This window comes from Moritella sp. 36 (genome assembly GCF_018219415.1).
GTDB lineage: Bacteria > Pseudomonadota > Gammaproteobacteria > Enterobacterales > Moritellaceae > Moritella.
Window position 1 is genome coordinate 3,065,281 of the sequence record NZ_CP056120.1, and the last position, 12,049, is coordinate 3,077,329.

At 41.9% G+C, this 12,049-nt stretch carries 14 protein-coding genes; 10 read left to right on the top strand and 4 right to left on the bottom strand.

What is annotated here, in order from left to right; genetic code table 11:
* Positions 1–363: 363 nt before the first annotated feature.
* From HWV03_RS13495 to HWV03_RS13535, 9 genes are all read left to right on the top strand, one after another.
* Entirely contained in the window at positions 364–1,290 is a 927-nt protein-coding gene (locus tag HWV03_RS13495; protein ID WP_211676384.1) for an MBL fold metallo-hydrolase, read from the top strand.
* A 14-nt stretch (positions 1,291–1,304) separates the two neighbouring features.
* Positions 1,305–1,640 (top strand): hypothetical protein, encoded by a 336-nt coding sequence (locus tag HWV03_RS13500; protein ID WP_211676385.1) that lies wholly within the window; start codon positions 1,305–1,307, stop codon positions 1,638–1,640.
* Positions 1,628–2,479 (top strand): DUF692 domain-containing protein, encoded by an 852-nt coding sequence (locus tag HWV03_RS13505; RefSeq protein WP_211676386.1) that lies wholly within the window; start codon positions 1,628–1,630, stop codon positions 2,477–2,479. Before HWV03_RS13500 ends, HWV03_RS13505 begins: the two co-directional genes overlap by 13 nt.
* Entirely contained in the window at positions 2,472–3,209 is a 738-nt protein-coding gene (locus tag HWV03_RS13510) for an HvfC/BufC family peptide modification chaperone (protein WP_211676387.1), read from the top strand. Before HWV03_RS13505 ends, HWV03_RS13510 begins: the two co-directional genes overlap by 8 nt.
* On the top strand, positions 3,202–3,801 hold the full coding sequence (locus HWV03_RS13515) for an HvfX family Cu-binding RiPP maturation protein (RefSeq protein ID WP_211676388.1): 600 nt from the start codon (positions 3,202–3,204) through the stop codon (positions 3,799–3,801). The genes HWV03_RS13510 and HWV03_RS13515 overlap by 8 nt, the downstream gene beginning before the upstream one ends.
* A 20-nt stretch (positions 3,802–3,821) precedes the next feature.
* Positions 3,822–5,414, top strand: a complete 1,593-nt coding sequence (locus HWV03_RS13520) for a cytochrome ubiquinol oxidase subunit I (protein ID WP_211676389.1) — start codon at positions 3,822–3,824, stop codon at positions 5,412–5,414.
* Between the two features lies 1 nt (position 5,415).
* Positions 5,416–6,555 carry a cytochrome d ubiquinol oxidase subunit II gene (gene cydB, locus HWV03_RS13525; protein ID WP_211676390.1) on the top strand — a complete coding sequence of 380 codons (1,140 nt, stop codon included), beginning with the start codon at positions 5,416–5,418 and terminating at the stop codon, positions 6,553–6,555.
* Positions 6,556–6,712: 157 nt separating this feature from the next.
* Positions 6,713–6,838 (top strand): cytochrome bd-I oxidase subunit CydX, encoded by a 126-nt coding sequence (cydX, locus tag HWV03_RS13530; protein ID WP_211676391.1) that lies wholly within the window; start codon positions 6,713–6,715, stop codon positions 6,836–6,838.
* Positions 6,839–6,955: 117 nt separating this feature from the next.
* Positions 6,956–7,819: a LysR family transcriptional regulator gene (locus tag HWV03_RS13535; protein WP_211676392.1), complete on the top strand. Its 864-nt coding sequence runs from the start codon at positions 6,956–6,958 to the stop codon at positions 7,817–7,819.
* Between the two features lie 20 nt (positions 7,820–7,839).
* Here the strand turns inward: HWV03_RS13535 and HWV03_RS13540 are convergent, their stop codons facing one another.
* Positions 7,840–8,859: an electron transfer flavoprotein subunit alpha/FixB family protein gene (locus HWV03_RS13540; RefSeq protein ID WP_211676393.1), complete on the bottom strand. Its 1,020-nt coding sequence runs from the start codon at positions 8,857–8,859 to the stop codon at positions 7,840–7,842.
* Positions 8,860–9,612 (bottom strand): electron transfer flavoprotein subunit beta/FixA family protein, encoded by a 753-nt coding sequence (locus tag HWV03_RS13545; protein WP_211676394.1) that lies wholly within the window; start codon positions 9,610–9,612, stop codon positions 8,860–8,862.
* A 240-nt stretch (positions 9,613–9,852) separates the two neighbouring features.
* On the opposite strand from HWV03_RS13545, the gene HWV03_RS13550 reads away from it, so the two are divergent.
* A complete protein-coding gene (locus tag HWV03_RS13550; protein WP_211672042.1) occupies positions 9,853–10,101 on the top strand; it encodes a hypothetical protein in 249 nt (82 codons plus the stop codon).
* A 268-nt stretch (positions 10,102–10,369) separates the two neighbouring features.
* On the opposite strand, the gene HWV03_RS13555 is transcribed toward HWV03_RS13550, so the two are convergent.
* Together HWV03_RS13555 and HWV03_RS13560 are read right to left on the bottom strand one after the other, a co-directional pair.
* Positions 10,370–11,398 carry a S66 family peptidase gene (locus HWV03_RS13555; protein ID WP_211676395.1) on the bottom strand — a complete coding sequence of 343 codons (1,029 nt, stop codon included), beginning with the start codon at positions 11,396–11,398 and terminating at the stop codon, positions 10,370–10,372.
* 108 nt (positions 11,399–11,506) lie between these two features.
* Positions 11,507–12,007, bottom strand: a complete 501-nt coding sequence (locus tag HWV03_RS13560) for a DUF2867 domain-containing protein (RefSeq protein ID WP_211676396.1) — start codon at positions 12,005–12,007, stop codon at positions 11,507–11,509.
* Positions 12,008–12,049: the final 42 nt, after the last annotated feature.

Sequence of the window (12,049 nt, forward strand, 5' to 3'; positions counted from 1 at the left end):
CCTCGAACAAGTCAGCAACTAAGCAATAATCTGCCACATCAAAAATGACGTATTTAGATCGCCATAAACAGTCACAATCATACCTGTTCACCCCATTTTAAAATCCATTGTCACAAAGTCCCCATTAAGTAAACGCCTTCATATCCGATGTTACAACCAGCCACGTCAACCCGTTTTTACCACAAGCGTTTTATAAAAACTAACGCTTGTTAAATCTATTTAAATATTTTTATTAATTGATTTAGGTCAATATCGCCCCGCTCAGAACATTAAGTACTTTCAAAACAACTTGATATGAACATAAAGGCAAACACTTTATTCAAATATTGATTTTAATATCTAACAACATATTGGACACATAAAATGATGTTAAAGAAAACGATGTTGGCGACAAGCTTATTACTCATCAGCTCATTAGCGCATGCAATCTCAACCCAGCCCCTAGATAAAGATTTTACCTTACAGCTATTAGGTTCTGGTGGCCCGATTTCTGATGATGCCAGAGCCTCCTCCGGTGAGGTTATTTGGTGGAAAGGAAAATCACGCGTCCTTATCGATGCGGGGGGCGGTGTATATCTAAGATTTGGTCAGTCTAGTTCTAGAATGGAAGATCTTAATTTTCTCGGTATTACTCACTTTCATACCGATCATGTTACAGACCTACCCGCATTACTAAAAGGCGGTTACTTTTTTAACCGAACGAGTACTTTAGCCATATCAGGACCAACAGGAGGTGGAGAGTTCCCTAGTTTAACTGAGTATATGGATGCTCTATTTAATTCAGATGAAGGGGCATATGCATACCTTAATGGGATTTATGATGGTAGTCACGGTCTATTCCCTGTCTCTATTGAAGATGTTGATATCCATAAAAAACAAGCGACTAAAGTATACGACGCAGATGGTTTAACCATCTACGCTAAGAATATCCCCCACGGAGATGTACCTTGCTTAGCTTATCGAATTGAATCAGCTAAAGGGACGATTGTGATTTCAGCTGATCAGAACGGCAGTGACGAATCATTTATCGAATTTGCTCAAGATGCCGATATTCTGGTTATGCCGATGGCTATTGATGAAGATGCCGACAGCAGCTCTGCTTATCTACATTCAAAACCCTCAACGGTTGGAAAAATCGCGGCTAAAACCCATGCAAAAATACTTGTGCTTAATCACTTTATGGGTAAGAGCTTACGCCAAAAAGATAAATCCATCGAAATAATCAAAAAATACTATAAAGGGCCTGTTTATGCGGGTCGCGACCTTGCTAGCTATCCCGTTAAATTTTAATTAAGGACTCGATAATGAAAAATAAATTAATGCTATCAATCGCCATGACGTCCTTAATTGGTCTTAATATAGGCCAAGTCCAAGCTGAAGTAACTCAAGCTCAAGCTCAAACTCAGGCTCAGACGGCTCCGGCGAAAGCGGATGGCGGCAACGGTGGTAAATGTGCCAGTGGTAAATGCGGAACAGAAAAACGTTTTGAAAAAAAAGAATTAATCAATGATCCCCAAGGACAATTAGTTCGTGCTCGGGATGGTAAATGTGGCCTTTCCGGTCAAGGTATTACCAGCGATAAGACACCGACTCAATATGCTCAACCAGGTAAATGCGCAGGCGGCTTATGCGGGCAATAGCGGCGACAAGTAAAGGTATTGGCCTGCGTAACGAGCATATCCATGCATTATGTCATCAGCCCATTGTGCCACAGCTAGACTTCTTAGAGCTAGCACCTGAAAACTGGATGAACATGGGCGGAGTAAAACGCGAAAGTCTCGATTGTATTGCTGAACGTTACCCGCTTATTGCGCATGGTCTTAGCTTATCTATTGGCGATATCCAGCCACTGAATGTTGATTTCATCAAAAACGTCGGTGATTTCTTAGATTATTACAATATTGAAATTTACAGTGAACACTTAAGCTTTTCTCGAGATAAAACAGGTTATCTCTATGAGCTACTGCCCATTCCCCGCCATCAAGACAACATAGGCTATTTGGCAGATCGCATTAAGCAGGTTCAAGACATGATTAAACGACCATTAGTATTGGAAAACATCTCTTTCTATCATCAATATGCAGATGAAATGCCAGAGGCAGAGTTTATATCAGCTCTCGTTGATAAAAGCGGCTGCGAATTACTACTGGATATTAATAATGTCTATGTGAATAGCAAGAACCACAATTATAACGCCATGAACTTTATTACGTCATTGCCGAGTAAATCGATTCGTTATTACCATATTGCCGGACATCTAAAACAAGAAGATGGTTTTCTTCTCGATACGCACGGCAAGGACGTTAATCATGAAGTGGCAGCATTAGCGCAACAGGCCATTCAATATCATGGTATACGCCCGCTACTTTTAGAACGCGATCATCATGTACCTACGCTAGCAACACTTTGCAATGAGTTGAGCAACGTGCATCAGTCTGTAGCAAAAGAAAAGCAAATAGAGGTGGCCAGATATGCATAATCCACCAGATCGACTACGTCAAGATATACAGCAATTTACTCACGCTATTCGCCACCAAGGGACTGCAACCAACAAACTAAATATTGCTCGTTATCGGGGATTTATTATTGACAACATAAGTAATGTTATTAGTCATACGTTTCCATTATTTAGCTTTTCGCTAGGCGATAAAAACAAAGAAAGTTTAGTGCTAGCATTTTTAAATAGTCACCCATCAATGGAGCCTGAGTTTCATAACATCGCGACCGAATTTGTACGTTTCATGCAAAATCATAATGAGACCAGCCATATATTATTGTCTCTGCTGGAGTTTGAGTGGGTTATATTCAGTACCGAAATAACCCCTCTCATCGCCAATCATTCAGACGCAATGCCTGAATTAGACAATTTAAAAGATCGGGATGTTGACATCATTCTTAATCCAACACTGCAATGTGTTGATGTTCCATTTTCAATCAATCAAATGACTGTGGGCTTTTGCCCTCTTATACCAGGACGATTTTCCTATGGGATTTTTAGAAATAAAAAACATCAGGTTTTATGGCAAGCACTTACGCTTATCGATCGATTTTTAATGGGCTATCTTGATCATGACATACCGACTAGCTACGCCACCTTAAAAAAACAGATAGAAAAACACCTGCAAAACTTAGATTTAAATACCTGGTTGATGCACTCCCACAATTCAAACTTAATTAACATATCCCACAAAGAGAAATGTCATGATTAAAGTATTATTATCTCGCATTTATTTACTACTCGATAAATGTAAAAAATTCGATTTCCTAGCATTACTTGCAATTCGCTTATATTTAATCCCAGTCATCTATGTTGGGGCCCACTCTAAGGTTGTCGGTTTTGAGGGTACTGTGGCCTGGTTTGGCGCATCTGCTGCAGACGGCGGTCTTAACTTACCTTTCCCAGTATTATTGGCATTTATAGCAACCGCTACCGAAGTTATTGGTTTAATTTGTATTGCACTGGGTTTATTCACACGACTCATGTCCATACCAATGATCATTATGATGAGCGCTGCGAGCGCTATGGTCCATTGGTCCCATGGCTGGCTTGCAATCGCTGATGGTCATGCTGAATCAAGTATCCGGTTGAGTAATTTTATTACTTGGTTAGCTGAAAACTTCCCTGGTCGTTATAACTACATTACTGAGCTGGCCGATCCTGTGATGCTCAATAACGGTATGGAATTCGGCATCACCTATTTTGTTATGTTAATGGTTCTATTCTTCTACGGCGGTGGCAGTTATGTCAGTGCCGACTACTGGCTGAAAAAACGTTTAAATCTAACCAACACGCATAAATAAATCTATTAGGAAATCTTTATATGATTAATGACACGTTGGTGGAGCTATCTCGTTGGCAGTTTGCCATCACAGCGCTATTCCATTTCCTGTTTGTCCCTCTCACCATAGGCATGTCTTGGATACTGGTCATCATGGAATCTGTTTATGTCATAACAGGACGTGAAATATATCGCGATATGACCCAGTTCTGGGGAAAGCTATTCGGTATTAATTTTGCGCTCGGTGTCGCGACTGGCCTAACCATGGAATTTGAATTTGGTACCAACTGGGCCTACTTCTCGCAATATGTGGGTGACGTATTTGGTGCCCCTTTGGCTATCGAAAGTATGATGGCTTTTTTCCTTGAATCAACGTTCGTGGGTATGTTTTTCCTCGGTTGGGACAGATTATCTAAACGACAACACTTAACCGGTACCTTTGTCATGGCGCTAGGTACGAACTTGTCTGCATTGTGGATCTTAGTTGGTAATGCTTGGATGCAAAACCCAGTCGGTAGTGAATTCAACTATGAAACCATGCGCATGGAAATGATCAGTTTCTCAGAATTGCTATTCAATCCAGTCGCGCAAGTGAAGTTCATTCATACGGCTGCAGCAGGCTATGTGACTGGCGCGATGTTTGTGATGAGTATCAGCAGTTATTACATATTGAAGGGTCGGGATTTACCTTTTGCCAAGCGTTCATTTTCAGTTGCGTCAGGATTTGGTATCGCAGCGATCTTATCTGTTTTATTACTCGGCGATGAATCGGGTTATGAAGCAGGTGCGGTGCAAAAGGCCAAACTAGCTGCCATTGAAGCTGAATATCATACCGAACCAGCACCCGCGGACTTTACCTTGATAGGGTTACCAAACGACAAGGAGATGCACACTGATTATTCAGTCAAGATCCCTTATGCGCTGGGCATTATTGCTACCCGTTCATTAGATAAACAAGTCACTGGGATAAACGACCTTAAAAAAGGTAACGAAGCACGGATCCGCAATGGCATGATTGCCTATAGCTATCTACTAAAACTACAAGCAGGCGAGAAAACACAGGTGAACTTAACGGGTTTCAACGAGACCAAACAAGATCTCGGTTATGGCCTGCTGCTTAAGCGCTATACAGAAGATGTGGTAGACGCAAGTGAAGAACAAATCACCAAGGCAGTGGATGACTCAATCCCACCAGTTGCCCCTCTGTTCTTTGCATTTCGTATTATGGTTGGCAGTGGTATGGCTATGCTATGCCTGTTTTTGCTGGCTTTTTACTTTAATGCAAAACGGGTTATTGAACAAAAACGATGGTTACTCAAAGCCATTTTATTTGCCCTTCCATTACCTTGGGTTGCGATAGAAACAGGCTGGCTTGTCGCTGAATTAGGTCGTCAACCTTGGTCAATCAGTGAAGTTTTTCCGACGTTCCTGTCCGTATCAAATTTAACGGTAAGTGATGTTCTAACCAGTATGATCGCCTTTATTTCTGTCTATACCATTATGTTCATTATCGAAATGTTCCTGATGATTAAATTTGCTCGAATAGGTCCAAGTTCATTACATACAGGCCGTTATCACTTCGAACAAGCAGCTAACGCACCATCAGGGTTGCGTCAACAAACACTGGAGTCTTAACATGTTTGACTATGAAAGCTTAAAATTACTCTGGTGGGCATTGATTGGTATCCTGATGATAGGTTTTGCCGTCACTGCTGGTATGGATATGGGGGTCGGTGGTTTATTACTTTTCGTTGGTAAAAGTGATAATGAACGCCGCGTTGTGATTAATACAGTAGGGGCGCATTGGGACGGTAACCAAGTGTGGTTTATTGCCTTTGGCGGTTGCTTGTTCGCGGCTTGGCCGATGGTGTATGCCACCGCATTTAGTGGTTTCTATTTTGTGATGATGCTAACCCTATTTTCGCTATTCCTAAGACCTTTGGCGTTTGATTATCGTAATAAGATTAATTCTCCTCGCTGGCGCAACAACTGGGATAAGGCCTTATTCGTCGGCAGTATGGTTGCTCCACTGGTATTTGGTGTCGCTTTTGGCAACTTATTAGAAGGTGTCCCCTTTTCTTTCGATAAGTTTTTGCGCGTTACTTATACCGGCACTTACCTCGGTTTATTTAACCCATTTGCCCTGCTGTCTGGAGTGGTCAGTGTTGCCATGATTATTATGCATGGCGGTACTTGGTTAGTGATGCGAACCAATGAACAAGTGGCAGCAAGATCAGCGAAGGCTGCACAAATCGCATCTTTAGTTCTGGTTGCCAGCTTTGCTTTAGCGGGCGCTATGGTTGCCAGAACAATTGAAGGCTTTGTGATCACCAGCGAGATAAACACTGCAGCGTTAGCGATTCCGACCACCAAACACGTCGTTACAGAATTAGGTGCTTGGATGCATAACTATAAGCTCCAACCATTACTTTGGTCATTCCCGGCTCTTGGTATCATCATGGCGCTTATCGCAGGTTTGATGGCCCGCGCAGGTAAAGGCGCATTGGCATTTATCGCCAGTGGTTTATCTGTAACAGGGGTCATTCTCACTGCTGGTACAGCAATGTTCCCATTTGTAATGCCATCGAGTAGCGTGCCAGACCACAGCTTAACGTTATGGGATACCGTTGCCAGTCAATACACTTTATCCGTGATATCAATCGTTGCGCTTATCATGATCCCAGTCATTCTGCTCTACACTACTTGGTGTTATTACCAGATGTGGCGAACTGTGACAGTAGAGGAAATTATTCAAAACAATCACTCGGCATATTAGAACATCTGGATATATGTGTCAGTCGCTATATAACCTTAAACAGTGTATATCAATAGATTACATCTGCTTAAGGTTATGTTTAAGGCTGTTGATTTCAAATCATATTTAAATAATTAGTCACAAACTAGGGTATATGATATACCTGATTAGGAGATATATGTGGTACTTCAGCTGGATATTAGGTGTTTTATTGGCATGTGCTTTCGGCATCGTCAATGTAATTTGGTATGAAATGGAGCAACATCAAGATAACGTTGCAAAAGATCAGCAAGACCAAGTTTAATCTCAACATGAGTGTATAGAGCTGCGATGAATGGCAGCCTCTATACTGATCTCGGCTAAATTTCTCGGTGAGTAAATGATTAATATTACCTTTAAACAACTTAACGTTTTCGCAACAGTGGCCAGAAATACGAATCTTACACTGGCTGCAGAAAAGTTATTCCTGTCAAAACCCGCCGTCAGCATATCCCTTAAAGAGTTGGAAAAGCAGCTAAATAGAACATTATTCGATAGATTGCCGAATTCCTTAAGGCTTAATACCAACGGTGAAAAGTTACTTATCCTCGCAGATGAATTGTTAGCGCGCGCACAATTGCTAGAAAGTTTATTTGATGGTGAAGCGCTATCTGGAGAACTCAAAATAGGTTGTAGTAAGTCCATAGGTAACCATGTACTACCCGAGTTACTGGCTGGCTTTCGTCAGCACTCGGGCCATAAAGAGCAACAGGTCAAGATCCTCAATAGTGAGGATGTTTGCCGAAAATTAGCTAACTTCGAGTTAGATATCGGCTTGATCGAAGCCGATATTCCCCGAAAAGGTCAGGTGCATTTACCCTGGTGGCAAGATCGTATGTGTCTTATTGCCGCCACCGACCATCCTTTATGCCAACGAACCCGCCTATCTTATGGAGACCTGAGTGGACAGAACTGGATATTAAGGGAGATAGGTTCCGGAAGCCGGGACATATTTACCCAATGCCTAGCTCCCAATCTAAACCAGTGGAACATGGCACTAGAACTCAATGACAGCGAAGCCATTATTAATGCCGTCAGTACTGGTCTGGGTTTGGCATGTGTTTCAGAGTTAACGGCTAAATGGGCATTAGACGACAACAGAGTTAAAGAACTGCCACTGGATGTAGTCATTACACACCCGCTTTTTATTACCTATCAGCAGCACAAATATAAAACCCCCGTATTCGAGGCTTTTCTTAAGTATTGCCAACAATATGGAGAACAGAAAATAGAGGTAATACCATAGTGAAACACACCTAATCATAGCTAACCTTTCACTTTCAACACCGCTGTTAACTCAGGCAATACTTCGAACAAATCGGCTACTAAGCAATAGTCTGCCACATCAAAAATCGGTGCGTCTGGATCGTTATTGATGGCGACAATGACCTTGCTACCTGCGATACCCGCTATATGTTGGATCGCACCAGATATACCCACGGCAATATACAGATCGGGGGCAACGATTTTACCTGTTTGCCCGATCTGTAAATCATTCGCCACAAACCCGGCATCTACCGCCGCGCGACTAGCGCCTACCGCCGCATGAAGTTGATCTGCGAGTGTGTAAAGCAGCTCAAAATTATCAGTATTTTGCATCCCCCGCCCACCCGAAATAACAATCTTGGCCGTGGTTAATTCTGGTCGGGATGATTGCGTTAATTCCGCTTTAATAAACGCTGACTTTCCACTATCCGCTTGCGCAGCTAATGCAGCAACAGGTACTTGACTCTCTATTGCTAACAGCTCAGTCGTTAATGACGCAGCTGTAAACGCACTACTACGCACAGTTAAAACCTTGATGGCATCGCTCGATTGTACCGTCGCAATGGCTTTACCCGCATAAATAGGTCGTTTAAAGGTATCTGCTGATTCAACACTGATAATATCGGAGATCTGCGCAACATCTAACAAGGCAGCCACTCTGGGCTGATAATCTTTACCTGTGGTTCCGGCAGACGTAATGATGTGACTATATTCTACCTTATCAAACTCTCGGTTTTCGTCGTTGCAGTGACCTTGCTCTTGTACTAACGAAAAAATTAACGGTGCGATATTCTCAGCTAAGGGATATTGATGAATCTGATGATCGGCTACCAATATTTTACTCAAACCTGTTATCCCCTGTGCCATAGCAATCACAGACTGACATTCATTGCCGATAATAAGCAAGTGCAATTCCGTATCACTGATATGCTTTGCTATCTCAGATGCAGCAGTCAACACACTGAACGTCGCGGCTTGCAGTGTATGGTTGTCATGATCTGCTACTATCAATATTGCCATTTAAATCACCTTTGCTTGCCGTTGCAATTTATCCACCAGTTCAGCGACATCAGCCACTTTAACCCCAGCTTGACGTACTGGGGGCGATTCTACTTTAAGCGTGGTTAACCGTGGGGATAAACTAACCCCCAAAGAGCCAGGGGACGTCATAGTGATGACTTTCCGTTTCGCTTTCATGATATTCGGTAACGAGGCATACCGGGGGATGTTTAAACGTAAATCAACAGTAATTACGGCAGGTAAACTCAAGGCTAATGTGACTAAACCACCATCAACTTCGCGGGTTACTTTGACGGTATTCGGGACGGTAAAAACGATATTAGAAGCAAAGGTGCCTTGTGGCATATTGGTGAGTGCAGCTAACATTTGCCCTGTTTGATTATTGTCGGTATCAATCGCTTGCTTACCCAGTAGTACTACATCTGGCAGTTCTTCTTGCACAATTTTGTGTAGTATTTTTGCCACATCAAGGGATTGTACTTCTTCATCGGTCCTAATCAGAATTGCGCGATCGGCACCGAAGGCTAATCCAGCCCGTAACTGTACATCCGCCTCTTTGGGGCCAATACAAACCAAGACAACTTCGTCAACCGAGCCCTGCTCTTTAAAACGTACAGCTTGTTCAATAGCTATTTCACAGAATGGATTTATCGCCATTTTTACATTCGCGGTTTCAATACCCGTTTCATCCGCTTTCACCCTGACGTTGACTTTATGATCGACAACCCGCTTCACCGCGACCAATATCTTCATAGCTTCCCCACAACGTACTTATGTTTATTAAATCACCTATTTGTGTTTAATAAATCAAACAATTATGCATTAAGAATAGTGGTGTTATGGGGTATGGCAAATGAGGAGTGATTATAATTAAACACTTAAGATTTAAAGCGTAGCAAGGGTTTAAATCATCGCTTATAATCTGTAAAGTACGCAGCATATTATAACGAGTGACTTAGCTCCCTGTGAGCGGCAGAAATAAGAGTATTTAGAATGAATAACGAACATGATGTCATTGACAATTTAGCAGAACTTGAAAGCTTCCTACTAAGCATTGAAAACGGTGGTTTCGGTCTACAAGGCGTTGCGGGTATAGGCATGGCAACAAACACCAAAGACGGTCGTCACTTTGTCGCTGTATTTGATGATAACCAAAGTCTACTTTTAGCACGCTATGTGACCGATGACGTTTATGAAAACGGCAAAGAAATGGTACGTAATGGTGTGCAAACAAAACACTAAGATCTTGCCATTCATAGCATAGATCGTAACTGGGTTTGAACGGATAATTTAAACCCCGTTATTCTTCCTCTCATATATGTATCAAACAGCGAAGCCAACTGTTAGATTGCAGCTGGAACGTTAATTAATCTCTATCCCGAACTGTACTTGAACACAGGCAGGTCATATTTTGTTGTTCATGCAAACAACCCCACCCCAAAACTAGTCGCTTTTATCAAATGGTTGAAATCTATTTATGAACTTGAATGTGATGGGTAACAAGGAAGTATTACTTTAAGTATTGATGCAAGATCCCAATCTCATTGAGTTCAACCTTTACGTTTGCGCCATTGATTAACGTTAAGTTTGGTGGAACATGACCGATATCCAGGTCGATCATAACTGGAACCCCTATATCCATCAGGTATTTTTCCAAGACCTCATAATAGCTAAGGCTCTGATCACTTTTTGGTTCAGCAGCTGCACTTCGACCGAGTAGTAACCCGCTGATACATGAGAATACGCCCCGGAACTTCATGCTTAAAATGGTTCTGGCTAGCTCAGTAGGTGGCATTTCAGCATTTTCTAGATATAAGACGACGCCCTCAGAGTAACGCTGAGATAGTCCTTTTAGATCTAAATACTCAGTTTCAAATAGATGAGATAGCGTATCCCAACACCCGCCTATTAACCTTCCCTCTATTGATGAACCAGATTCAGGTTTTACCAACCACTTCCAGTTAGTTGGTGTATCAGGCATTATTCCAGAGGTTGGCTCAGTGACAATATCTGGCCAGCTACTCGCATATAATTTCGATTCGGTTTGCGAAAAAGACCCTCCAACAGAAGTACTTAAATGCGTCAGTGTATTAGCTGTTAATGGATCATCAGCTTCGCTGGATAAATCCATCAAATTTGAGCAGTGTGCAGTTGCCCACTCCAGTTTACTCGCGAACACGGCAGCTACCGTACTCACGTCGGAAAACCCTAAGATCCACTTTGGCTTTACGGTTTGAAGTTTGGAAAAATCTATAAGCGGCAGGAGTTCAATCGCCAACTGTCCGCCCCAAGGAGGATAGATAGCGTCAATCTCGTCATCCATAAGAAATGACATAAGCTCATCCGCACGTTTCTGTGCTGGTGCGCTTACGTGTTTATTTTGCCCGTATAGGCACTTTCCAACAACGACATTGAAGCCTCTAGATTCAAGGTTATCTCGCACGACTCTAAACCTAGCGTCATGTTTTTTTTCAATTCCTGACGAAAACGCAGTAATAGCGATAGTGCTACCTTGTTGCAGTGGTTTGGGATATTTCATTAGCACTCTCCGTAAATCTAGCCTGTAACAACAATAAGCATTAACAGTCTAGAATACAATAAAATACAATGCCTTATCACAAAAATATCCGAAGAATGGAACTGATGGTTATGGTCGTGGTAGTTTCTTTAGAATCGATGGTACAATAACTTTGTGCACAGGTCCTACAAAGAACATGTACACCTTACCCAACGTATTTTTCACGTGAACCACAGTATTTAGATATACAGTTGCAGTTTTACCGTTCGGCTCAATGTAAAACGATATTTTGACATTTAGGTGCTTATCACTATCTTCGAGAATAATCTCGTTATGCTCATTAGCAGATAGAATAAATATTCCGACCCTATCACCAATTTTATAATCTGAGCTTAATTTACTTGGCTCAATTTCGGCTAAGTGCCCTAGATCTTTGAGACCAAACTTAGATACAACCTTGTTACGCAGTGACATTAACATATTAATCCAAACAGGTGTTTCCTGTACAAGCGATAGATACATATCTAGTGCAGACTGATTTTCATAACTTGTAAGTGATGAAAATCCATCAGCAAAAGAAGCATCATGCACATACTGATACATACTTGATTTAGTAGGGATTCCATTCATGTTAATGTCCTCTGTGAGATATAATGCCACACTCACCAGTAA